The organism is Pseudomonas neuropathica, assembly GCF_015461835.1.
Lineage (GTDB): Bacteria > Pseudomonadota > Gammaproteobacteria > Pseudomonadales > Pseudomonadaceae > Aquipseudomonas > Aquipseudomonas neuropathica.
This window is the reverse complement of the sequence record NZ_JACOPX010000017.1, coordinates 117,618-142,231: the sequence shown is the minus strand read 5'-3', so window position 1 is coordinate 142,231 and position 24,614 is coordinate 117,618. Positions and strand designations below refer to the sequence as shown.

The following is a 24,614-nucleotide window of genomic DNA, read 5'->3' as shown; positions in this document are numbered from 1 at the left end:
GCTCGCGAAGAGGCCGGCACATCCAACATCGTTAGTGACTGACTGACCGCTTTCGCGAGCAAGCTCGCTCCCACAGGTTATGTGGTGATGCAAAGTCATACCGACACCTCTTCGGCATCCGCATTGGTCTTGCCAAAGCGCCGGCCGAGGCGGTCGAAATACAGGTAGATCACCGGCGTGGTGAACAGCGTCAGCACCTGGCTTACCAGCAGACCGCCGACCATCACCAGACCCAGCGGCTGACGCAATTCAGCGCCGGAACCGGTCGCGAGCATCAACGGCACCGCACCAAACAGCGCCGCCAGGGTGGTCATCAGAATTGGCCGGAAGCGCAACAACGCCGCCTGATAGATCGCCTGTTCCGGCGCCATGCCTTGCGTGCGCTCAGCATCGAGGGCGAAGTCGATCATCATGATCGCGTTCTTCTTGACGATACCGATCAGCAAGATGATGCCGATGATCGCGATCATGCCCAGGTCATTGCCGCTGAGCAGCAGCGCCAGCAAGGCACCGACGGCCGCCGACGGCAAGGTCGAGAGAATGGTGATCGGGTGAATGTAACTTTCGTACAACACGCCGAGCACGATGTACATGGTCACCACGGCCGCCAGAATCAGCAGCAAGGTGCTCGACAGCGAAGCCTGGAACGCTTCGGCCGCGCCCTGGAACTGGGTCTGCACGCCGACAGGCATGCCGATGTCTTTCTGCACCTGCTCGATGATGTCGACCGCATGCCCCAGCGCCACACCGGGCGCGAGGTTGAACGACATCATTACCGCCGGGAACTGGCCGATATGGGTGATCGCCAGTTGCGCCTGACGCTCCTCGATATGGGCCAGACTCGACAGGCGTACCTGTGCGTCATCGGTGGTCTTGACGTGAATCTGGTCCAGCGCCTGCGGGCCGATCTTCTCTCCGGCCTGGGCTTGCAGCACCACGCGGTACTGGCTGGCCTGGGTGTAAATGGTCGAGATCTGCCGCTGGCCGAAAGCGTCATAGAGCGCATCGGTGATATTCGCCACCGAGACGCCAAGGCGTGAGGCGGCATCGCGGTCGATCACCAGATAGACCTGTAAACCCTTGTCCTGCAAATCACTGGCAACGTCGGTCAATTCCGGACGTTGTGCCAGCGCTTCGACCAGTCGCCCGCTCCACTGGCTGAGCAGTTCGGAATCCGGCGAGGACATGCTGAACTGATACTGGGTCCGGCTGACACGGTCTTCGATGGTCAGGTCCTGCACCGGCTGCATGAACAGGCGGATGCCGACCAGTTTGTCCAATTGCGGTTGCAGGCGCGCAATCACTTCAGTGGCGCTTAGATCGCGATCGCCATGGGGCTTGAGGTTGATCAGCAAGCGGCCGCTGTTGAGCGTGGCGTTATCGCCGTCGACACCGATGTAGGACGACAGGCTCTGCACCGCCGGATCTTGCAGAATGATTTTCGCCAGTTCCTGCTGACGCTCGCCCATCGCGGCGAAGGAGATCGACTGCGGCGCTTCGGAGATGCCCTGAATCACCCCGGTGTCCTGCACCGGGAAGAAGCCTTTCGGCACGACCATGTAAAGGAATACGGTCAACCCCAGCGTAGCGATGGCCACCAGCAAGGTCAGAGGCTGGTGTTTGAGCACCCAGCGCAGCATCCGCCCGTACTCGGCAATCATCCAGTCAATCACCGCGCCACTGGCCCGATAGAAACGGCCCTGCTCGTGTTCTTCCGGTTCGCGTTTGAGCAGACGCGCGCACATCATCGGCGTCAGGGTCAGCGAGACCACCAGCGAAATCAGGATCGCCACGGCCAGGGTGATGGCAAACTCGCGGAACAGCCGCCCGACCACGTCGGCCATGAACAACAGCGGGATCAGTACCGCGATCAGCGACAGGGTCAGGGAAATCAGGGTGAAACCGATCTGCTTGGCGCCTTTGAGCGCGGCCTGCATCGGGCTGTCGCCTTCTTCGATAAAGCGCGCGATGTTCTCAAGCATGACGATGGCGTCGTCGACCACGAAGCCGGTGGCAATGGTCAGCGCCATCAAGGTCAGGTTGTTGACCGAGAAGCCGGCCAGATACATCACGCCGAAAGTACCGATCAGCGACAGAGGCACCGCCACCGACGGAATGATCGTGGCACTGGCGCGCCGCAGGAACAGAAACGTCACCATCACCACCAGGGCGATGGCGATCAGCAATTCGTGTTGCACGTCAGTGACCGAGGCGCGGATGGTCTGCGTGCGATCCGTCAGCACCGTCACTTCGAGGCCGGCCGGCAGGTTGTCGGTAATGCTCGGCAGCAGTGCCTTGATACGGTCGACCACCTCGATGACGTTGGCACCCGGCTGACGCTGGATGTTCAGCAATACCGCCTGATTCTGGTTGGCCCACGCAGCGAGACGTTCGTTCTCGGCGCCATCGACAATTTCCGCCACGTCCTTGAGCCGCAACGGCGCGCCGTTCTTGTAGGCGAGGATCAGGTTGGCGTAATCCTTGGGCGAGGTCAGTTGGTCGTTGGCGTCGAGCATCGACACCCGCGTCGGGCCGTCAAAGTTACCCTTCGGCTGGTTGACGTTGGAAGCACTGATCAAGGTGCGCACGTCCGCCAAGTTCAGGCTGTTGGCCGCCAACGCTTCCGGGTTGACCTTGATGCGCACGGCCTGACGCTGACCGCCGGCAATGCTGACCATGCCGACGCCGCTGATCTGGGCGATTTTCTGCGCCATGCGCGTATCGACCAGGTCATTGAGTTTGGGCAGCAACATGGTTTTCGAGGTGATGGCCAGAGTCAGCACCGGGGTGTCCGCCGGGTTGACCTTGTTGTACACCGGCGGCGCCGGCAAATCGGTGGGCAGCAGATTGGTCGCGGCGTTGATCGCGGCCTGCACCTGCTGCTCGGCGACGTCCATGTTGATGTCGAGGCTGAAGCGCAGGGTCAGCACCGAAGCACCACCGGAACTGGTCGAGGCCATTTGCGTGAGGCCCGGCATCTGCCCGAACTGGCGCTCGAGCGGTGCGGTGACAGCACTGGTCATCACGTCCGGGCTGGCGCCGGGATACAGGGTCATGACGCGGATGGTCGGGTAATCGACTTGTGGCAGCGCAGAAACTGGCAGCAAGCGATAAGCGATCAGGCCGGCCAGGACAATGGCCAGCATGCTCAGGGTGGTGGCTACCGGTCGGAGGATGAACAGCCGCGAAATGTTCATGCGCCCTTCTTGGCCTTGTCGGTGACAGCAGCGTCAGTCGGGGTGGCAGCAGATTTGCCTTGCAGGTGTTCAGTTGGAGTGGTCGGCACTTGGTTGCTGTCGTTGACCACTTCCACTTCGCTGCCTTCCTTCAGACGGTCGGTGCCTTCCAGCACCACGCGGTCGCCGGCGGCCAGGCCTTCGGTGACCACAGTGTTTTCGCCATCACTGGCGCCGATCTTCAATTGGCGAATGGTGACTTTCTTGTCGCCATCCAGTGCATAGACGAAGGTGCCGTTGGTGCCGAACTGGATGGCCGCCGACGGTGCCAGCACCACGCCCTTCAGCGTGTCAGCGAGCAAGTGAACGTTGACGAACTGGTTGGGGAACAGCGCCTGATCGCGGTTATCGTAGCGGGCCTTGAACTTCAGGGTGCCGGTGGCAACGTCGATCTGGTTGTCGAGGCTTTGCAGAACGCCGGTGGCTTGCAGTTTGCTGTCGCCGCGGTCCCACGCCTCGGCCGGAAGCTTGGCGCCGCTGCGATAGCGGGCGAGCACGGTTTCCAGGCTGTTTTCCGGCAAGGTGAAAGCCACACTGATCGGTTGCGTCTGGGTGATCACCGCGAGGAACGTGGTGTCATTGGCGGTGACGAGGTTGCCGACGTCGACCTGGCGCAGACCGACACGGCCGGCAATCGGCGCGCGGATCTTGGTGAATTCGAGATTGAGCTTGGCGTCGTTGACCGCGGCCTGATTGGTCTTGACCGTGCCCAGATACTGACCGACCAGCGCTTCGGCGGTGTCCAGCGTCTGTTTGGCGATGCTGTCCTCTTTGTACAAACCGCGATAACGCTCGACATCGACCTGAGCGTTTTTCAGTTGCGCCTGATTCTGCAGCAACGTGCCTTCGGCTTGCAGCAACGCGTTCTGGTACGGGCGCGGGTCGATCTCGGCCAGCAGGTCACCGGCCTTGACCATCTGCCCTTCTTCGAAATTGATCTTGACCAGTTCGCCGCCCACCCGGCTGCGCACATTGATGGTGTTGAGCGCGGTCACCGTGCCCAGCGCCTTGTAGTACAGCGGGAAGTCGCCAGTAACCGCCGGCGCCACGCGCACCGGAATCGGCCCGGTGCCGCCACCGAAGCCCGGCCGCATCATCCCCGAACGCCCGGTGTGCCCGGCCGCCGCTTTGTCGGCGCCCTCTTTGTGGGCTGAACCGGCGGGCCAGAATTTCCAGCACAGGACGGCGATCACCAACAAGACCAGCAGGCTGATCAGCCAGCGACGGGAGTTACGAGGGGACGATTGCATGGAGTCATTAACCATTGGGCGCGTGGGCTTCTTTTACGGGAGGCTGAACGATAAGCACTGGTGGGGAAATAGCAAAGCAGCTTTACCGGCAATTTACCTTCAACTTACGTTTCAAGGTGTGAGGCAAAACACTGATACACAAATGAAAACGGCCTGGACAGGGCCAGGCCGTTAACAATTGTAAAAGCGCTTACTTGAGAACGGACAGCGCCGCTTCGTAGTTAGGCTCTTCTGCGATTTCCTTGACCAGTTCGCTATGCAGGACGTTGTCGTTTTCGTCCAGCACCACCACGGCGCGAGCGGTCAGGCCTTTCAGTGGGCCGTCAGCAATGGCCACGCCGTAGTTCTCGATGAACTCGGCACCGCGCAGAGTCGACAGGTTCTGTACGTTTTCCAGACCTTCAGCGCCGCAGAAACGCGCTTGGGCGAACGGCAGGTCAGCGGAGATGCACAGCACCACGGTGTTAGCCACTTCGCTGGCCTGAGCGTTGAACTTGCGTACCGAAGTGGCGCAGGTCGGGGTGTCAACGCTTGGGAAAATGTTCAGCACTTTGCGCTTGCCGGCAAAGTCTTTCAGGGTGACGTCGGACAGATTGCCGGCAACCAGAGAAAAGGCTGGCGCCTTGGAACCGGCTTGTGGCAACTGGCCGTTGACTTGAACCGGATTGCCTTTGAGGGTGACTTGAGCCATGACTTGAGTCCTTCTGATGTTTTGATTGGAAAGCATGCAAGAGGCCGAAGTTAACCACGAAATGGTCCGACGACCTATGCCCTGTTTGGAAATTGTTGGGTGCCCGCGCGAAAAATTGTATACAAAACTAGCGCAATTCCCCTGTAGGAGTGAGCCTGCTCGCGATAGCGGTCTTTCATATACGCAAATGTTGACTGACACACCGCTATCGCGAGCAGGCTCACTCCTACAATGGATCTGCGGTGTGAAAAATTCTCCGCACTTTTACCAGAGACCCTGTCGATTCAAGTGTGGCTCGTTCGACTAAACAACGAATCCCCACAATCCACGGAGTAAACGCCATGCGATTCATGATCCTTGTAAAAGCCAGCGCCGATTCGGAAGCCGGCATCATGCCCAGCGAAGAGCTGATCACCGCGATGGGCAACTTCAACGAAGAACTGGTCAAGGCCGGCATCCTGATCGATTGCGATGGCCTGCACCCGAGCAGCAAAGGCGCTCGCGTGCATTTCTCCGGTGACAAACGCACGGTTATCGACGGGCCGTTCATCGAGACCAAAGAACTGGTGGCGGGCTACTGGATCTGGGAAGTGAAATCAAAAGAAGAAGCCATCGAATGGGTCAAGCGTTGCCCTAACCCCATGTCAGGCGATTCTGATATTGAAATCCGCCAGATATTTTCTGCCGAAGACTTCGGCGCCGAATTCACCCCCGAAGCACGTGCGCAGGAAGAACGCGTTCGCGAACAGGCCAAGAAAAACAGCTAAACCGGACATCACATGTAGGAGCTGCCGAAGGCTGCGATCTTTTGATTCTGATCGTTCCCACGCTCTGCGTGGGAACGCCTCAAGGGACGCTCCGCGTTCCAGCTTGCGAATTTGACGCAGAGCGTCAAGGGCTGCATTCCCACGCAGAGCGTGGGAACGATCATTCAACAGAGATCAGTCATTGAGTTCGACGTGATCGAGGGCTTGGTTGACGGCCAGTTCGCCCAGCATGACGACCTGTGCGATGCCCAATGCGGTCTTGCGGTGCGAGGTTTCCAGCGAGGCGGCGAAGTTGATCAGCATTTCGCTGGCCGAGCCAAGGGTTTCGCTGGCGTTGGCTAGCAGGGATTCGGTGTTGTACCTGGGATTGGCGAGGTACATGGGTTCCGGCTCGTTGGCGCTGGACATGATGTGGGCGGAGGGGTTGAGGTAGAAATCGAGGGCGCGGTCGGCGGCTTCGTGGAGTTTTTTACTGTCGACCGAGGCGTAGGGGGATGTGCTGTCGGCGTCTGATTCTGGGGGATTGGGTGTTGGTTTTTTCATGGTGTAACTCCGCTGAAAGTTGGAGCTGTCCCATTCGGTTTCCGGACGAAGAGGTGGCAGCTGTACGCAGGTTGGAAACCCGGGCAGCGGCGACCCGGTCGACCCGAAGGTCTCCCGCGCACAGCCGCCATAACGGAGTGCACACATTCGAAGTGCGCAAGGATACGTTATGAAAGGCGTGTACGCGCCACTAATACCCGTCGGGGTTTCCAGTCCCGGTCGCTGATTTGGCAGCGACGAACACAGGCTAGAGACCCGACGTCCGACGGACAACCTGAAAACCTTGTGGGAACGTTCCGCAAATTCGAAACAACGTTTAAACATCCCGAATTGAAATACGCATAGGTAGGAGTTGCCGAGAGCTCAACCCGCGACCGGACGATTCTCTGATTTTGATCCACAAAACCAAGATCAAAAGATCGCAGCCTCGTTTCACTCGACAGCTCCTACACCGTAAGCAATTGAATAGTTGGTACACAATCACCTGTGAACCCGTACACAAAACCAAAGAATTAATCCATTCGGCTGGCTAACCCCCGATTAGCTGCTAGCGTCATTCAGACGTGTCCTACAGGCTTGATAAGAAAGGGATTACGCCGTAACGGCCGAGAAGTGCCGAGTTATCCATAAGCCACCAAGGAATCGGGGATGATGGTCAATCGAGTGGGGAAGGCTCTTTTTCTGGCGAGTTCGCTGGCGGCTGCGTGTGGCGCGCAGGCGGACAACGCCGAGGACTCCAACAAAAGCAACAACCCGTTGAACGTGGCGCCCGGCGCCAATCTGCAGGACTACTACACTCCGAAACTCTACGACAGCAACGCGCACACCAATGACGTGTTGCTGCGCGGCACCCTGCCGATCGCGCCGAACGATTTCATCGGCGTGCCGCAACTGGTCCGCGCCACGCTGCCGATCAGCACCCGCCCCGATCCGCACAACGGTTACAGCACCGGCATCGGCGATCTGAACCTGTTCGATATCTTCATTCTGAAAACCGAAGGCGTGCAGTTGGGCATAGGCCCGTTGATCACTGCGCCGACCGCCGAACAGGACGAACTCGGTACCGGCAAATGGCAAGGCGGCCTCGCCGCCGTGGCTATCGACGCCTCGCCGCGCGGTCTGCTTGGCGCGCTGGTGCAGTACCAGAGTTCGTTTGCCGGCGACAACGACCGCGCCCATGTCGAGAGCGCAACCATGCAGCCGTTCATCATCCATAACCTGGAAAAAGGCTGGTACCTGCGCTCCACGGGCACCTGGACTTTCGACCTGAAAAACGACACGCACTACATCCCGCTCGGTCTGGGTGTCGGCAAAGCCTGGAAGTCCGGCAGCAACATCCTCAACGCTTTCGTCGAGCCGCAGTGGACGGTCGACCGCAAGGGCGACGGGCTGCCGCAGTTCGTGGTGTACACGGGCATCAATGTGACATTCGGCAAATAAGGAAAACGCCATGCACGCTGTTTTCAAAGCCACCGGATACGGCCTGATGACCATGTTTGTCAGCTGTGGCGTCGGCGCCCAGCAGCCCAACTGCCCGCCGACACCACACGGCTCGGCACAGGGGATTTTTCGCCTTGATATACCGAAACCGGAAGTCGCCAGTGGTGAATGGAAAATGCCGTTGCTCAATACGCTCAATTCAAACCAATAAGCGGAGCCTTTAATGATCAAGCCCAACGTTGTGCGCCCGCTGTTGGCGCTGTGCATGATCGGCAGTCCTCTGCTTTACGCAGCAGAGGGCGGTGTCGGCCGCCCGATCACCGGCCAGCAGGTATTTGCCAACGCCGGGATCGTCCCGCCCGAGCCGGGTTGGGTCATGTCGCTCACCAGCATCTGGTACGACGGCTCGCTCAAGGGCAGTAGCGGAGCACCGATTTCCGGCGCAGTCAGCGGCGGGATCGACATGAAAGTCTCCTACACCATGGCCAACTTCACTCATGTCTGGGACACCGGCAAGGGCCGCTGGAATTACGCCTCGGCTGTGGGCATTCCCGTGCAATACACCGACATCAAAGCCAGCATCACCGGCCCGCGCGGACGGACGTTGGGTGACAGTGACTCAGGTACGCAATTCGCCGACGCGTTGATCACGCCGATTGCCGCCGGCTACCACTTCGATGAGCTGAACCACATCTCGTTTTCGCTGCCGATCTACGTGCCAACCGGCGCCTACAACAAGGATCGCCTGGCCAACCCGGGGCAGAACAACTACACCTTCATGCCGACCGTGGCGTTCACCCACCTGGATGGCAAGGGTGGCGAACTCACGCTGTCCAGCGGTCTTGAGTTCTATACCGAGAACGACGCCACCGACTATCGCAACGGCAACATCTTCACCCTCGACGCGCTGTGGACCCATGGTTTTGGCGATGGCTGGAGCGCGGGTATTGCGGCCGGCTACATCCAGCAACTCACCGATGACAAAGGCCAGACCGCCGACACGTTCAGTGGCTATCGCGGACGCTCGGTGGGCGCCGGCCCGGTGATCGGCTGGGCCGGTAAATTCGCCGATGCGCAAGCCAACATCAGTGCGCGCTGGGTGCCGGAGTTCGACACCAAGAACCGCCCTGAAGGCAACGGCTTCAGCGTCAATCTGACCCTGGCCTTTTTCTAGACCGGACACAAAGGACTGCCCCATGACTGCGCTTACCGACCTCAACGCCCTGCAAGCCAGCATCGCCGAAGCCGTACTCGGGCAGGATCAGGTGATCCGCCAGATCCTCCTCGGCCTGTTGGCCAACGGTCACTTGTTGCTGGAAAGTCTGCCGGGGCTGGCCAAGACCCGCACGGTCAAGGCGCTGGCCAAACACCTCGACGCGAAGATGAGCCGCATCCAGTTCACCCCGGATCTGTTGCCCTCGGACATTACGGGTGCCGAGGTGCTGCATCAGGTCGAAGGCAAGAATGAAATCCGCTTCCAGCCGGGGCCGTTGTTCGGCAATTTGATCCTCGCCGACGAGATCAACCGCGCGCCGGCCAAGGTGCAGGCGGCACTGCTCGAAGCCATGGAAGAACGCCAGATTACGGTGGCCGGCAACAGCCATGCCCTGCCCGACCTGTTTATTGTGGTGGCAACGCAAAACCCGATCGAACAGGAAGGCACCTATCCGCTGCCGGAAGCGCAGATGGACCGCTTCCTGATGAAAGTCCTGCTCGATTACCCGAGCGCCGAAAACGAAAGCCAGGTGCTGCGCCTGCTGCGCAACGAAGAGTTCGCGCAGGGCGCCAGCACTGCATCTGCCAAGGGTTTCAGCCTGACGCAGGAGGTGATCTTCGCCGCGCGTAAAGAAGTCAGCGCCGTGCACGTGTCTCCGGCCATCGACAGCTACCTGATCGACCTGATCAACGCCACCCGCCACCCCGCCGATTACGACGAAGACCTCGCGCGCTGGATTGCCATCGGCGCCAGTCCACGCGGCGGCATTGGCCTGGACCGTTGCGCCCGCGCCGACGCGTGGCTGCAGGGTCAGGACTTTGTCTCGCCGGACAACGTGCGCGCGGTGGTGCACCCGGTGCTGCGCCATCGCCTGCAATTGAGCTATGACGCGGTGGCCGACGGCGTCAGTGCTGATCAGGTACTTGACCGGATTCTCGACAAAGTGGCGATTCCGGCATGAACGACGAAGGTCTGGTCTACGTCTCTCTCGCGCAATTGATGGCGCTGGAGTTCAAGGCCCGTGACCTGAGTTTTCTCGCCCGTCAGCCTCGGGGCAGCATCCTCGCCGGCAACCATGCTTCACGCCTGCGCGGACGTGGCCTGAATTTCGATGAGTTGCGCCGCTATCAGCCGGGCGATGATTTGCGTCACCTCGACTGGCGCGCCTCGCTGCGCACCGGCAAACCGGTGGTGCGCACCTTCACTGAAGAGCGCGACCGCCCGGCGTTGATCGTCGTCGATCAGCGCATGTCGATGTTCTTCGGCTCGCAACGCAGCTTCAAATCGGCCCTCGGCGCCGAACTCGCGGCACTGGCGGCGTGGATGGTGTTCAACGCCGGCGATCGGGTCGGCGGGCTGGTGTTCAACGATCAGCGCATCGACAGCATTGCGCCGCTGCGCAGCCGCAAACGCGTGGAAGCCTTGCTCAGCCGTATCGCCGAACAGAATCAGGCACTGAGCGCGGCCAACCCGGACGCTGAAGACGAGGACCAACTGGACAAGGTCTTGCAGCGTTGCCTTGCTCTGGCCGGGCACGACCATTTGATCTGCATCGTCAGCGACTTCGCCGGGGCTGGCGAGCGCACCTTGCAACTGATGCGGCAATTGTCGGCGCACAACGATGTGATTGCGCTGCAGGTCTACGACCCCTTGGCGATGAAACTGCCGAACAACGGTCGGCTGCTGGTGACCCAGGGCGAGTTGCAGGTGGAACTGGCCATCGAGAAGCGCAACGTGCATCAGCCGCTGGGGGACTTCCTCAGCGGACGGCTCAAGGATGTCGCCACCCTGCTGCGCCGCAGTCAGGTGCCGCTGATGATGTTCAGCACTGCCGAAGAGGCCCATGCGCAACTGCGTGCCGAGCTGGGCAAAAGCGCCGGAGCACGGCGATGAACCCGAATGTCCCGAGCATTGAACAGCTCAAAGAGCTGGGCCTGCCCGAGCCGGTCAGTTATGCGCCGCAGACGTGGGGATGGTGGGTGTTGCTCGCCCTGCTGATATTGGCCGCGTTGTTGATCGGCATTCGGCGCTATCTACAATGGCGCAGAGACGCTTATCGGCGCGAAGGCCTGGCGCGTCTGGCGCAATTGCGCAGCCGCAGTGATGACCTCAATGCCTTGCGCGAACTGCCGGAGCTGCTCAAACGCGTCGCCCTATCGATGCCGACAAAATCCCGACATTGGAATACAACCCCTGTAGGAGTGAGCCTGCTCGCGATAGCGTCATCGCATTCAACACATTCATCGACTGATCGGACGCCATCGCGAGCAGGCTCACTCCTACAAGGAGCTGCGGCGTTGGGAAGGGACGATTGGCAAATGTTCTTGCAGCGCCACTGCAAAAAGCCGCTCCCGGCAGACTTCAGCGCCCAACTCGCACAACTCGCCTACGCCCCCGACGACACCTTGCGCGCCCTCCCCGCGCCGCAACGTCAGGCGCTGTTCGACACCTGCCAATCGTGGATGGAGCATCACCATGTGGCAGCTTGATTACCCCTGGCTGTTGCTCCTCCTGCCATTACCTTGGCTGGCTTACCGCTATTTGCCTGCCTACAACGAGGCCCGCAGCGCCGTGCGCGTGCCGTTTTTTGCGGCCATGAGCAGGGCCGTCGGTGAGGCACCGGGCATCGTCGGCAGCCGACGCAATCATTGGCAACTGCTGCTGAATATCCTCGTCTGGGCGCTGATTGTGCTGGCCGTCGCGCGCCCGGTGTTCGTGGAAAAACCCATAGAAAAGCATCAACCGGTGCGCGACCTGATGCTCGCCATCGACCTCTCGCAGTCGATGGAAACCGAAGATTTCACCAACGCCAACGGCGAGAAAATCAATCGTCTCGCCGCCGTCAAAGAGGTGGTGCAAGGCTTCATCGACAAACGTAAGGATGACCGTCTCGGTCTGATCGTGTTTGGCACCGGCGCCTACCCGCAGGCGCCGCTGACCCTCGATCACGCCAGCCTCTCGCTGCTGCTGGCCGACACCGGTATCGGCATGGCCGGCCCGAATACCGCGATCGGCGATGCCATCGGTTTGAGCCTGAAGCTGCTCGATCAGGCCCATGAGCAGGAAAAGGTGCTAATCCTGCTCACCGATGGCAACGACACCAGCAGTGCAATCACCCCGGATCACGCCGCAGAAATGGCCGCCAACAAAGGCGTGATCATTCACACCATCGGTATCGGCGACCCGAGCGCGTCCGGCGAGGCCAAGGTCAACCTGTCGGCGCTGGAACAGATCGCGAAAACCACCGGCGGCCAGTTCTTCCGCGCCGAAGACCGCAACGCACTGGATCAGGTCTACAGCACCCTTGATCGCCTCACCCCGCACCAGGTGAAAACCCTCAGCCATCAACCGCAACGCGAGTTGTTCTACTGGCCGCTGGGCGCGGCGGTTGCGCTGTTGGGGCTGTATCATCTCGGCGCGTTGCTGCGTGTGCGTCTGGCGTTTGTCCGTCAGCGGCAGGAGGCCTGAGATGGAGATCAACCTCAGTGACTTGCACTTCCTGCGTCCGCTATGGCTGCTCCTCGCGCTGTTCGGCGCCCTGCTGCCGCTGCTCTGGCGGCGTGGTCGCGACCTGCAACGACGGCTGCGCGGCAATATCGCCGAGCACCTGTTGCCGCACTTACTCATCACTCCTCAAGACCATCAGCGCCTGCGCCCGGTGCACCTGCTGTGCGCGCTGTTGATCCTCGGCGCAGTCGCGGCCGCCGGGCCGACCTGGGAACAGGATCGACCGGACTTCCTTGAAAATCGTGCGCCGCTGATTGTCGCCGTGGACCTGTCGCCATCGATGGACGCCAGCGATGTGCAACCGAGCCGACTGGAAGCGGCGAAACACAAACTGCATGATCTGATTCAGCGCCGCGCCGGCGCGCGCACCGCACTGATCGCCTACGCCGGCAGCGCCCATCTGGTATTGCCGCCGACCGATGATCCGGCGCTGCTCGACACCTTCATTCAAGCCTTGGGCAGCGGATTGATCGACAAACCGGGCAAAGACGTCGGCGCGGTGATCGATCAGGCGAAACGCTTGCTCAACGCGGAAAAAACACCCGGCAGCCTGCTGTTGATCACCGACGGCGCCGACACCACACAACTCGACGGTCTCGCCAAACGGGTGGGCGACAGTCCGTTACAAGTGCTGGTATTGGCTGTCGGCAATGAGGACGGCGGCATCATCCATGATGCCAACGGCCAGCCACGCACCGATGCCAACGGACGCCCGGCACTGGGCCGTTTCGATCAGGCGGCGCTCAAGCAACTCGCCTCGACGCTGGATGCGCCGCTCGGCAGCCTGACCCTCAATGACGACGATCTGGACTGGATCGAACTGCACGCCCAGCAGCATTTTCAGAGTGCCAGCGCCGAACAGCGCGAGTTGCACTGGAAGGATGCCGGTTATTGGTTGTGCTGGCCGCTGCTGCTGTTGGCGCTGTTCAACGTGCGCAAGGGCTGGAGCGTGAACTGGATGCCTGCGCTTGCACTGGCGATTGGCCTGGGTTGGCCCGCCGCGCCGGCGCAGGCCAATGCGCTGACCGATGCTTTCTTCACCCGCGATCAGCAAGGTCGCTGGGCCTTTGAACATGAGCATCTACCGCAAGCCGCTGCACTGTTTGTCGACCCATACTGGAAAGGTGTCGCGGCGTATCACGCGGCCGATTACGACCTCGCGCTGGCAACTTTCGCGCGGCTCGACACGCCGCAGGCGTATTTCTTTCTGGGCAATATTTACGTGCGCCGCTTCAAGTTCGATGAAGCCATCGCCGCGTATACCCAGGCCTTGAAGCTGCAACCGCAGTTCCCCGAAGCCACGGCCAATCTGGCGCTGGCGCAAGCGCTGCTCAAGGACACCGAAAGCGCCGAGAAAAACGCCCCGGAGACCAAACCCGACGAAGTGAAATTCGACAAGGCGCCGGGTAAGGGTCAGAGCAAGAAAGTCGAGACCGAGCAGGCTGCGTCCGATGCTTTGTGGCTGCAGAACCTCACCACCTCGCCAGCGAAGTTTCTCAGGCAGAAGTTCAGCTTGCAGGATCAGCAGGAGGCCAGGCCATGAACCGAGTCGTGGCCATCGCGAACAGGCTCACTCCTACATTGGTTTTGTGTGCGCCAATAATCCCCTGTAGGAGTGAGCCTGCTCGCGATAAGGCCAGCACATGCGCCCGAACACTCAGCACCTTACTCATCAGTGGCCTGTTCACACTCCAGGCCTTTGCCACCGAACCCCAACTCAAAGTCCAGGCCCACCTGCAACCCGCCGAAGGCGCCATGGTCGGTGGCCTGATCGAACTGCAAATCGATGTCCTCACCGACACCTGGTTCACCAGCGCTGCCACCCTGCCCGACCTGAAACTCGACGGCGCCCTGGTCATGCCCCCAGACGGTCAGGCCCAGCACCTCAATCAAACCATCGACGGCCAGGCCTTCAGCGGTTTGCGCTACAGCTATCTGATTACCCCGAACGTCGCACGCACGTTTGAAATCCCGGCCCTGACCGTACGCGCCACACCCGGTCAGGCCACCGGAGAAGTCAGCGCGCAAAGCCAACCCGTGCAATTCAGCGCCGCCCAGCCACCGGGTTTCGAACCCGGGGAAACGCCGTTGGTGGCCAGCGGTTTGCGTTTCACCCAGACCGTTACAAACTCGGCGACACCTTTAAAAGTCGGCGACAGCATCACCCGGCAATTGACTCTGCAAGCAGACGGCGCACTGGCCATGGCCCTGCCGATTCCAGCGCTCGGTGATATTCCCGGTCTGAGCCGCTATGCGAAAACCCCGCAAGTCACCGCTCTGGACGACGGTCGTGGCGATATCCTTGGTGGTCAGCGCATCGACAGCGTCACCTATCGCATCGACAAGGCCGGCCCGCACACGCTGCCGGCGATTGCAGTGAAATGGTGGGACACCAGCACTCGCCAATCACGTACCGCGCAAGTCCCGGCAGTAACGTTCGAGGCTGCGGCCAGCAGCGCCTACAAACCGGTCTTCTCGATCAGCGAAGACCTCAAGCAACTGGGCCAGAATCGCCTGCATTTTTCCACGCATTGGCTTTGGTGGCTGAGCTTGTTCGCGGCAGTCGTCGGCGCCGCTTATCTGTTGCGTCCTGCACTCAGCCGCGCCAGAAAAAACTGGCAAGCGCGCCGGCAGGCGCAACAACGGGCGTGGCAGCAGTCCGCTGACTTCGCCTGGCAACAAATCGATGCACAACTGCAAGCCCGCCCTCCTCAATTGAGCGCGCTGTACCTGTGGCTGCGCCGAAGTCGGCTGGGGCTGAAACTGGTCGATGCCGGCCCGCGCCTGCAAGGGCTGTTACGCGGGATTTACGGTCGTCAGCCAAGCACCGAGCAAACACTCGTTCAACTGCGCGAATCATTGACTACGCTTCACAGTCAGGCCGAACAGCAGCACGCAAAACCGGCCCCGGCCTTGCGCCCGCTCAACCCCGTTCACGAGAAGGATTTCCCATGACGACTGCGCTACTGCACCGCCAACGTTTCGGGCTCGCCCTGCTGTTCAGTCTGGCCCTGCCGCTGCTGGCCCAGGCCAACGAGCCGCTGCCCTCGTGGAATGACGGCCCGGCGAAGAAGAACATTATCGAGTTCGTGCAGGCGGTGACCGACCAGACCAGCAAGGACTTCGTCAAACCAGGCGACCGCATCGCCGTGTTCGACAACGACGGTACTTTGTGGAGTGAACAACCGGCGTATTTCGAATTGCTCTTCGCCTTCGACGAGGTCAAGCGCACCGCCGCACAGCACCCGGAATGGAAGACCACCCAGCCGTTCAAGGCGGTGCTGGAAAACGATCACAAAGCCTTGGCCGCGTCCGGCATGGACGGCCTGCTGAAAATCGTCGGCGCGACTCATACCGGCATGACCACCGAAGCCTTCGATGACTACGCCAAAACCTGGCTCAGTCAGGCGCGGCATCCAAGGACCGGCAAGCCGTACACCGAGATGATCTTCCAGCCGATGCTGGAAATGCTCGATTACCTGCGCAAACAGGACTTCAAGACCTACATCGTTTCCGGCGGCGACACCGGGTTCATGCGCGCCTTCGCCGAGAAGGTCTACGGCATCCCGCCGGAACAGGTGATCGGCACCACGTTCATCACTTCATTTCAATACAAGGACGGCAAGGCCTCGATCGTGCGCACAGCGAAACTGGCGCATAACGACGATGGCCCCGGCAAACCGGAAAGCATCGACGCGGTGATCGGCAAACGGCCGATCCTCGCCTTCGGCAACTCCGACGGCGACCTGCAGATGCTGCAGTGGACCGCCGCCGGTTCCGGCAGACGTTTCATGGGCCTGGTGCACCACACCGACGCCAAGCGCGAATGGGCCTATGACCGCCAATCCGATATCGGCCGGCTCGACAAAGCCCTCGATGAAGCAAATTCCCGTGGTTGGACCGTGGTCGACATGGCGTCCGAATGGCGCCGGATCTACCCGTTCGAATCGCCGGCAACCGGGCAGGTGCAATAAAAAAGCGTGATGCAGGACTGCAATAAACGTTAGTCGCAATAAACGACCCCCGCGAAAAGGAGCAAGTCAGATGACTCGCATACGCAAGTGGCTACCCAAGCTCGCCTTAGTGGCGACTTCGGTCATGGCGCTGTCGGCAACGGCCACAGCGGCTGAGAAACCCAACATTCTGGTGATCTTCGGCGATGACATCGGCCAGACCAATATCAGCGCCTATTCGATGGGCGTGGTTGGCTACAAGACCCCGAACATCGACCGCATCGCCAAAGAAGGCATGATGTTCACCGATTACTATGCGGAGAACAGTTGCACGGCCGGCCGTTCATCGTTCATCACGGGCCAGACGCCGTTGCGCACCGGCCTGTCGAAAGTCGGTATGCCTGGCGTACCGGTCGGCCTCCAGCCCCGCGATGTAACCATCGCCCAGGCACTGAAAGCCCAAGGCTATGCAACGGGCCAGTTTGGTAAAAACCACCTCGGCGATAAAGATGAATACCTGCCGACCAACCATGGTTTCGACGAGTTCTTCGGCAACCTCTATCACCTCAATGCCGAAGAAGAGCCGGAGCGTCCGTACTGGCCCAAGAACGACGCCGAGTTCGTCAAGGCTGCCTCTCCGCGTGGCGTGATTCACAGTTTCGCCGATGGCAAGATCGAAGACACCGGCGCACTGACCAAAAAACGCATGGAGACCATCGACGACGAAACCACTGCCGCCGCTCAGGCGTTCATCGAGAAGCAATCGAAGGCGAACAAACCCTTCTTCGTCTGGATGAACACCACCCGCATGCACGCCTTCACCCACGTGCGCGAATCGATGCAAGGTCAAAGCGGCATGGTCGGCAACGAGTATGCCGACGGCATGCTTGAGCATGACGGCGACGTCGGCAAACTGCTCAAGACGCTCGATGATCTGAAGATCACCGACAACACCATCGTGGTCTACACCACCGACAACGGCCCTAACCAATGGTCGTGGCCGGACGCGGCAACCACGCCGTTCCGCAACGAGAAGAACTCCAACTGGGAAGGCGCTTACCGGGTTCCAGCGATGATCCGCTGGCCGGGCAAGATCAAACCAGGTGAAGTGTCCACTCAGATGGTCTCCGGGCTGGACTGGTTCCCGACCTTGCTTGCCGCTGTGGGCGATACCGACATCAAGGATCGGCTGCTCAAAGGTACTGACCTGGGCGGGAAAAACTTCAAGGTGCATCTGGACGGTTTCAACCAACTGGATTACCTGACCGGTAAAACCGACAAGAGTGCGCGTGACGAGTTCTATTACTTCAACGATGACGGCGTGCTGGTTGGCATGCGCTTCAACGATTGGAAAATCGTCTTCTGCGAACAACGTGCCCCTGGCGGCTTGCAGGTGTGGAGCGAACCATTCGTGTGCCTGCGTGTGCCGAAAATGTTCAACCTGCGCATGGACCCGTATGAACGTGCCGATGTCGTGTCAGACCAATACTACGATTGGCTGACCAAAAACGACTACCTGATCTTCGACGGTACTCGGCGTTCTGCGAAGTTCCTGCAGACCTTCGTCGACTATCCACCAAGTCAGCGTCCGGCGAGCTTCAGCATCGACCAGATTCGTGAGGACGTGGATCGCCGCATCGAAGAGAAAATGAAAAAAGCCCAGTAGGACCGCTGGACTGCCGTTCGCCCTCACCGGCGAACGGCCCTGTTTTTTTTGACTTGGGACCGTGTCGGCTTCTTCGCGAGCAGGCTCGCTCCCACAGCGGATTTGTGGCGTACACAAGTCCAGTGTGGGAGCAAGCTTGCTCGCGAAGGGTCCAGCACCGTCACAGTGACTCTTGAATTAAGGCCTTCGCATGTCCTCACGTATCGCCAGCAAGCCATCGGCCATACCCGCCTCACATACCGCCGCTCCCGCGCTGCTGATCCCCGCCCTGCTGCTGTGCATCTCCGGCGCAGCGGCGCTGGTCTATCAAGTGCTGTGGATCAAGCAACTGTCGCTGGTGGTCGGCGTCGAGGTGTACGCGATCACCACCGGTATCAGCGCGTTTTTCGCAGGCCTGGCGATCGGTGGCTGGCTGTTCGGGCGGTGGGCAGACCGTGTGCAGCAGCCGGTTCTGCTGTATGCCGGGCTGGAAGTGCTGGTGGCGATTCTCGGCGTCGGCGCGACCGTGACCATGAGTCTGGCGGCCAGTCCGTTTGCCTGGCTGCAAGAGCATGTCGGCCTGCTCGCGTGGATATTGCCGTTTGCATTGGTCGGCCTGCCGGCGGTGTTGATGGGCGGCACCCTGCCGGTGCTGGTGCGTTCGCTCGCCGCCGATCCGGGCAAGGCTGGCGGTCAGTTGTATGCGGCCAATACCTTGGGGGCGATTGTCGGCACCCTGCTCGCCGCATTCGTGTTGATCGCCAGCCTTGGTGTGCGTGGCAGCGCGTTGTTCGCGGCGATGCTCAATCTGTTGGCCGCCATCGGTGCGTTGTGGCTGGCCCGGCAGCATCCGGTGCCAGTGGCAACCCTCACTAAACATCATGCGGAAAAAGCCCCGGATCGCAGCGCGCTGTGGCTGTATTCCATCGCTGGCGGCGTAGCACTGGGTTATGAAGTGGTCTGGTCGCAATCGATCGTGCAGTTCATGAGCACGCGCACCTACGCGTTTGCCGTGGTGCTGGCGACGTATCTGACCGGGCTGTTTATCGGCAGCGCCCTGCTCGCCCGCCGGGTCGAACGCATCCGTGATCCGTGGGGCGTGTTTGGTTTGCTGATTGCCGGCGCCGGGTTGGTCGCGTTGCTGGAAATCGCCCTGCTCGGGCGCTGGTTGGTGATCGCGCAAAGTCAGGCGGAAATGTGGTTGTTGAGTCTGGGCGCCAGTGAGCTGGCCGGCATGAGCGCGCGCTTTGCGGTGGCGGCATTTAGCATCGTGTTTGTGCCGACGCTGTTGCTCGGCGCGGCGTTTCCACTGGCGCTGCGTCTGAGTGTCGGTCAGGAACGTGTCGGTCGTGATGTCGGCGCCGTGGTGGCGTTCAATACCTTGGGCGGGATTGTCGGGGTGATGCTCTGCGGCTTCCTGCTGATTCCGTTGCTGGGGCTGGTGCGCACCTTGGGCTTGCTGGCGATTATCGCCGCCGGCATCGGCTATTTCGCCGTGCGCAAAGGTCATCACGTGAAGAAAGGCCGGCGTCAGGCCGTGGTCACCCTCGGTTTGCTCGCGGTTGCGTTTGCCGTGTTTACCCCGGTCGACAAACTCGCCAGCCTGCTGCCCGGTGCGCGCAACGGCAGCCTGTCGTTCTATGAAGAAGGACGGGGCGGCACCGTGGCCGTGGTTGCCCAAGGACGCGGCGAGAACACCTTCCACCGTTTGTACATTCAAGGCGTTTCGAACACCGGCGATGCCATGCCGTCGCTGCGCTACATGCGCATTCAGGCGCTGTTGCCGCTGCTGATTCACAACGGTGAACCGCACTCGACGCTGGTGATCGGCTTCGGCACCGGCATCACTGCTGGCGCCCTGCTGCGCTACCCGGGGCTGGAACATCGGGTGGTCGCCGAGTTGCTGCCGTCAGTGGTCAAAGCCGCGCCGCTGTTCAAGGGCAACTTCAACGCCGCCAGCGATCCCGGCGTCGATGTGCGACTGCGTGACGGGCGCCAGGAACTGCTGCGCAGCGCACAAACCTACGACCTGATCACCCTCGAACCGCCACCGCCCTCTGCGGCCGGCGTGGTCAACCTGTATTCGCGGGACTTCTATCAGTTGGCGGCGAGTCGCCTGGAAAAACAGGGCATCGTCGCGCAGTGGCTGCCGTTGCCGACGCAGAACATCGACGACTCGCGCTCGCTGGTGCGCAGTTTCCTCGACGTGTTCCCGTACGCCTCGCTGTGGACCAGCGAGTTCCACGAGATGCTTCTGGTCGGTTCGCTGCAGCCAATGGAACTGGATGCCGCGAAAATCACCGCGCGCTTCCAGCAGGACAGCGTACGCAGCACCTTGCAGGATGTCGGCATCGGTTCAGCGGCTGCCCTGCTCGCAACGTGGGTCACCGATCGCGCCGGGCTTGAAAGCTTTGCCGCCGATGCACCTGCGGTGACCGACGATCAGCCGCGCATCGAGTACGCGCCGTGGGTGCGCAGCAAGGAAATCACGCGGGTGTTGCCGGCACTGTTGGACCTTTATCAGCCGCCGCCACTGGTGAATGCCGATGCCGGTTTCAACGAGCGTATGGAAAGCCATCGCCAGCGCCTGATGCAGTTCTATCGCGCCAGCCTGCATGCCTATGACGCCGACCGCGATGCCTGGGCGCGGGATATCGGCGAGGTAATGCGCGGCGATGGCGGCAACCCGTATTTCCGCTGGTTCGTCGGCAAATGAGTAGAGGCTGAGGACTTTTCGACGCGAAACAGGTAGGGTGCGCAAAATCAAAGTGCCATCACTGGATCGCGTCGCAGGTTTTCATGGAGTTGTACACGCAATGAGTTGCTGGACCGTCCTTGGCCTCACGGCCGACGCCGATACGCGCAGTATCAAACGCCAATACGCTGCCCTGCTGAAAAAGACCCGTCCGGACGAAGACGCCGAGGGCTTCCAGCGCCTGCGTGACGCCTACGAGCAAGCCCTGAATTACAAGGAATGGGCGCAGGCCAACGAAGATAACGAAGCGCCGGACGACAGCTGGGATTTGACCGGACTGACCGTGGTCGAAGTCGATGCCTTGCAACAGGCGACGCGCTCGCTGCACGGCACCAGCCTTGCGCAGTTACAGCAGCGCCATGCCCTCGCCGTTGAGCAGGGTTGCGCGCATATCCTCGAAGAGACCCTGCTGCAGCATTGCATCGAGAACCCGCAAACATCAGCGCCGATGGTCGATTGGGCGGTGCAGACCTATCACTGGTTCAGTGCCTGGCAACGGCTGGAACTGGATGAGGAATCCATCGAACACTTGCTTGATAAGCAGCGGGAACGCATTACTCGACCGCTGCATGATGCCCTCGAACGTGAGGACAGTGCGGCCTTTTTGCAGGCCTACGCACAGTGCAGCCAATACCTATGGCTCGACGCTGAAGTACACCGGCTTTGGTTCAACCTGTTCCTGAGTCGATTGCTACTGGACAGCGAATACTGGTCCTGCGCTGTTTTCGAGCAGGTTTGTGCGGGCCAGGGCTGGCATTCCGGTCCGGCCAACCGTTGCCCGAAAGATGAATGGAAGCGTCTGGTCGCGCGCCATGAGGCACCGATTTTTATCGCGCAGCAACGTCAACTCGCCGAAGAACCGCCCGCCAGCGCCGAACACCGCGCCGCGCGCCTGTTGCTCGGCACCGGCCCGTTCAGCCAGCGTCGCGCACTGGCCCGGCGCCTGCGTGAGAAAGATTGGGAGCATTGCCGACATTTGAGTTCGGCGCTGTATGCCAATCATCCAAAGGTTTGCGCAGAGTTGCCCGGTGGCACCGCGTTTTTCTGGCGTGATTGGGAACTGAAACGCGGTGAATGGCCGACCTACGTTGGCGTGGTGCTGGCCTGCCTGATCGGTGCGTTTACTCATTTCATTCCACTGGGGCTGCGTGTGACCGGGTTGATCAATATCGTCATGACCTCGACGATCGTGTTTGGCGTGATCGCTGCGGGCATCAACTGGCTGACTCACGAACTGGCGCACACCCATTGGCTGCTGGACGACCGCCTCAGCGCGCGGTTGTGGCCTGGGTTCGTCAAGGGCGCTGCACCGTTCGGCATACTGCGTGACCTTATTCCATGCGCATTGATGATGGCCGGGCTCAGCTGGTTTTTCGGCCCCATCGCTGGCGTCGTCTATGCCGCGACACTGGCCTGCGTGGGTTTGATCCGTCGCCGTCAGGTCAAACCACACACGTCCTGGGAAAAGACCAACCTGCCGGTGAAAATCGGCCTGACGCTACTCGGGGTTGTCGCCCTGGTGCTGGTTCTGGGCGTGTTCAAAGTGGCCGCCAGCCAAGGCACGGTCAATCGCAATCAGGGGCTGCAACCCTGGGCGGAGCGTTTGTGTAGCCGGTTGCCGGCGAGTTCTTTCGATTGCGGCGCTCCGGCCACCCGTGAACAGTGGTATCCGGCGGAGGCACGACCATGACCTCAAGACCCATGTTTGTCAGCGGCGTAGTGGTCGTTCTGGTGGTGATGGGGCTGTCGAGCGCGACCCGGCCGTTCCTGAAGCTCGATCTGTGGCTTGATCAGCGCGAATCCCCCGTGACCGCGCAGGCCAACGCGTTGAGCCCGATCATCGCCTGCGTCAACCGCGTCGATGTGCACTGGCGCAACGCCTACGACAAAAACGAACATCAGCGGCCAACCAGTGATGCATACGGAAAGTATATTTCCGAGCCACAGGATTTCGATAACAGCGATGCGTTCACTGTGCGTGACATCCAGGAGGACACCTGCCTGCGGGATATCAACGAAAAGCTCGAGCTGCTGGCCTACCAGCCAGCGCTGTCGCAGAAAGTCCGTGACTACGCGCAAGCATTGAAGTGGGCATCGGTGATTTCTCCACCGACTCGACTCGATAAAAGTGCGAGCTTCTTTGTCGTCCCGTTCAACCAGACACCACAGCTGCTTGCGCAAATTCAGGCCGCCAGCAATGCCTATATCAGCGCATCGACTGCCTTGAGAGAAGAACTGCTGCCACTGGACGTCGCGCAGCGCCTCGCACAGCTCACGCTTCTTGAAGCACGCGTAGGCAAGGAGATCCACTGGTCGCTGCTGGCGTACATGATTCAGGCCCGGGAGACACTGGAACTGCTGGAAGACGGGATGAAACACCGCACCCTGACCGCGCAAGCCGTGGCCGACACCAGCGCCGATCTGCAACAGGCGTGGAATCGCGGTGGGCCTTTTATCGGTCCGCGTGAGCCTGGTTTCCGTAACAAAGACGATGATGCGCGCGAGCTGTGGCGCCACATCCGTGAGCCTGCGCAGCACTATCTCGACGCGCTGAACACCCTGCACAAGGACTGGCAGGAACACGCCGAACCGCAACGCTTGAGCGACGACTTCTACGCCGTCACTCGCGGTTACGACGCCTTGCTCAGCCATTACAACCGTCAGGCACGCGCCAACTTCTAAGGGTGTGCACAGGCCGGACCGTCCTCGCGGACAATCCGGCCAGGCGCACTTATTTGGCAGCCTTGAGCTTCAGATACGACTGACGCATGTCCGAAGCCCAGCCATCGATCACCGGTTTGACGTCATTCGCCGTCATCGCCTGCGAGTCATTTTCCAACGGTTTGCCGGTGCCTTTGCGCACTACTTGCGAGATAACCTTGTTGTTCGCGCCATCAAGGAACACCGCTTCGGTGGCCAATGTCGTTTCCTGATCGCGAATACCGCTGGCCGTGCTGACCGCTGCTGCTACCAGGGCAATCGGAATCACCTCATACGCGTGCAGGCCTTCGGTCTTGCTGCTCACGGCGGTGATCGCCGCACGCACCACGATCACGCCCGGGCCGGGGCCAGTGGCCAACGGCAAGTCCTTGCCGATCTCACGCTTGAGCGCCTGATCGTAGTAGGAAGTGATGCCATTGAGGGTCTGCTGGGAGATCTTCGCGGTCGGTTGCGGTTTTGGATAGAGCTGAGTCGGTTCGATGTACACACTGGTGAACTTTTTGATGTCAACCTTCGGATCAATCCAGCGCATCACCTCGGCACCGGACGGGGATTTGGCCTCTTTGAGCTGGCTGTAGTCTTTGAGGAAGCCGGAGTACTCTTTCGGGTCGACGGTTTTGCTGGAACAACCCACCATTGCGACGGTGGCAATGCACAGAGTGCCCATCATCACTGCTAGCTTCATGCTGTAACTCCTGTCAGAAGGCCAAAAACTTTGCCTGGGGGAGTTACAGGTATAGCTAAAACCTCAGTAATTGCGATTGCAAAGCACAAAATTCACACAATCCTGCGCGACGGATCACAAGGTCATTTGACAGACGCCGGTCATCCGGCAAAGCTGCATCAAGCTTGAACGCACGCCAGACGGCAAATGCACCTGGACTACGGAA

20 protein-coding genes are annotated in these 24,614 nt (G+C 60.5%); 15 read left to right on the top strand and 5 right to left on the bottom strand.

Features of this window, described 5'->3' with window-relative positions:
* Positions 1 to 95: 95 nt before the first annotated feature.
* From H8F23_RS23725 to tpx, 3 genes are all read right to left on the bottom strand, one after another.
* The gene (locus H8F23_RS23725; protein WP_194935991.1) at positions 96 to 3,197 is read right to left on the bottom strand and encodes an MdtB/MuxB family multidrug efflux RND transporter permease subunit; all 3,102 of its coding nucleotides are present in this window, start codon (positions 3,195 to 3,197) and stop codon (positions 96 to 98) included.
* Complete coding sequence (locus tag H8F23_RS23720) at positions 3,194 to 4,501, bottom strand: MdtA/MuxA family multidrug efflux RND transporter periplasmic adaptor subunit (RefSeq protein ID WP_194935990.1); 1,308 nt, start codon at positions 4,499 to 4,501, stop codon at positions 3,194 to 3,196. The genes H8F23_RS23725 and H8F23_RS23720 overlap by 4 nt, the downstream gene beginning before the upstream one ends.
* A gap of 175 nt (positions 4,502 to 4,676) precedes the next feature.
* The gene (tpx, locus tag H8F23_RS23715) at positions 4,677 to 5,177 is read right to left on the bottom strand and encodes a thiol peroxidase (protein WP_194935989.1); all 501 of its coding nucleotides are present in this window, start codon (positions 5,175 to 5,177) and stop codon (positions 4,677 to 4,679) included.
* 341 nt (positions 5,178 to 5,518) lie between these two features.
* Between tpx and H8F23_RS23710 the strand changes: the two genes are divergently transcribed.
* Positions 5,519 to 5,944, top strand: a complete 426-nt coding sequence (locus H8F23_RS23710; RefSeq protein WP_016987526.1) for a YciI family protein — start codon at positions 5,519 to 5,521, stop codon at positions 5,942 to 5,944.
* A 174-nt stretch (positions 5,945 to 6,118) separates the two neighbouring features.
* On the opposite strand, the gene H8F23_RS23705 is transcribed toward H8F23_RS23710, so the two are convergent.
* Complete coding sequence (locus H8F23_RS23705; protein ID WP_194935988.1) at positions 6,119 to 6,487, bottom strand: DUF6124 family protein; 369 nt, start codon at positions 6,485 to 6,487, stop codon at positions 6,119 to 6,121.
* Positions 6,488 to 7,138: 651 nt separating this feature from the next.
* Here H8F23_RS23705 and H8F23_RS23700 point away from each other — a divergent pair.
* The 14 genes from H8F23_RS23700 to H8F23_RS23635 all read left to right on the top strand — a co-directional run bounded on the left by H8F23_RS23700 (position 7,139) and on the right by H8F23_RS23635 (position 23,685).
* Positions 7,139 to 7,927 (top strand): hypothetical protein, encoded by a 789-nt coding sequence (locus H8F23_RS23700; RefSeq protein WP_194936007.1) that lies wholly within the window; start codon positions 7,139 to 7,141, stop codon positions 7,925 to 7,927.
* Positions 7,928 to 7,937: 10 nt separating this feature from the next.
* Positions 7,938 to 8,138, top strand: a complete 201-nt coding sequence (locus H8F23_RS23695; RefSeq protein ID WP_194935987.1) for a hypothetical protein — start codon at positions 7,938 to 7,940, stop codon at positions 8,136 to 8,138.
* Between the two features lie 12 nt (positions 8,139 to 8,150).
* Positions 8,151 to 9,101, top strand: coding sequence for a SphA family protein (locus H8F23_RS23690; RefSeq protein ID WP_194935986.1), 951 nt, complete (start codon positions 8,151 to 8,153; stop codon positions 9,099 to 9,101).
* Between the two features lie 22 nt (positions 9,102 to 9,123).
* A complete protein-coding gene (locus H8F23_RS23685; protein ID WP_194935985.1) occupies positions 9,124 to 10,104 on the top strand; it encodes an AAA family ATPase in 981 nt (326 codons plus the stop codon).
* Positions 10,101 to 11,036 carry a DUF58 domain-containing protein gene (locus H8F23_RS23680; protein WP_194935984.1) on the top strand — a complete coding sequence of 312 codons (936 nt, stop codon included), beginning with the start codon at positions 10,101 to 10,103 and terminating at the stop codon, positions 11,034 to 11,036. Before H8F23_RS23685 ends, H8F23_RS23680 begins: the two co-directional genes overlap by 4 nt.
* Entirely contained in the window at positions 11,033 to 11,632 is a 600-nt protein-coding gene (locus H8F23_RS23675) for a DUF4381 domain-containing protein (RefSeq protein ID WP_194935983.1), read from the top strand. Before H8F23_RS23680 ends, H8F23_RS23675 begins: the two co-directional genes overlap by 4 nt.
* Positions 11,619 to 12,611: a vWA domain-containing protein gene (locus tag H8F23_RS23670; protein WP_194935982.1), complete on the top strand. Its 993-nt coding sequence runs from the start codon at positions 11,619 to 11,621 to the stop codon at positions 12,609 to 12,611. The genes H8F23_RS23675 and H8F23_RS23670 overlap by 14 nt, the downstream gene beginning before the upstream one ends.
* Before the next feature lies 1 nt (position 12,612).
* A complete protein-coding gene (locus H8F23_RS23665) occupies positions 12,613 to 14,193 on the top strand; it encodes a VWA domain-containing protein (protein ID WP_194935981.1) in 1,581 nt (526 codons plus the stop codon).
* The gene (locus H8F23_RS23660) at positions 14,190 to 15,605 is read left to right on the top strand and encodes a BatD family protein (protein WP_194935980.1); all 1,416 of its coding nucleotides are present in this window, start codon (positions 14,190 to 14,192) and stop codon (positions 15,603 to 15,605) included. The genes H8F23_RS23665 and H8F23_RS23660 overlap by 4 nt, the downstream gene beginning before the upstream one ends.
* The gene (locus H8F23_RS23655; protein ID WP_194935979.1) at positions 15,602 to 16,624 is read left to right on the top strand and encodes an HAD family hydrolase; all 1,023 of its coding nucleotides are present in this window, start codon (positions 15,602 to 15,604) and stop codon (positions 16,622 to 16,624) included. Before H8F23_RS23660 ends, H8F23_RS23655 begins: the two co-directional genes overlap by 4 nt.
* Positions 16,625 to 16,694: 70 nt before the next feature.
* A complete protein-coding gene (locus tag H8F23_RS23650) occupies positions 16,695 to 18,269 on the top strand; it encodes an arylsulfatase (protein ID WP_194935978.1) in 1,575 nt (524 codons plus the stop codon).
* 190 nt (positions 18,270 to 18,459) lie between these two features.
* Positions 18,460 to 20,964, top strand: coding sequence for a fused MFS/spermidine synthase (locus H8F23_RS23645; protein ID WP_194935977.1), 2,505 nt, complete (start codon positions 18,460 to 18,462; stop codon positions 20,962 to 20,964).
* 100 nt (positions 20,965 to 21,064) lie between these two features.
* Positions 21,065 to 22,693 carry a J domain-containing protein gene (locus H8F23_RS23640; RefSeq protein WP_194935976.1) on the top strand — a complete coding sequence of 543 codons (1,629 nt, stop codon included), beginning with the start codon at positions 21,065 to 21,067 and terminating at the stop codon, positions 22,691 to 22,693.
* A complete protein-coding gene (locus tag H8F23_RS23635) occupies positions 22,690 to 23,685 on the top strand; it encodes a DUF3829 domain-containing protein (protein ID WP_194935975.1) in 996 nt (331 codons plus the stop codon). Before H8F23_RS23640 ends, H8F23_RS23635 begins: the two co-directional genes overlap by 4 nt.
* Positions 23,686 to 23,734: 49 nt before the next feature.
* Here H8F23_RS23635 and H8F23_RS23630 read toward each other — a convergent pair whose 3' ends face one another.
* Positions 23,735 to 24,409, bottom strand: a complete 675-nt coding sequence (locus H8F23_RS23630) for a DUF3313 domain-containing protein (RefSeq protein WP_194935974.1) — start codon at positions 24,407 to 24,409, stop codon at positions 23,735 to 23,737.
* Between the last annotated feature and the right edge of the window lie 205 nt (positions 24,410 to 24,614).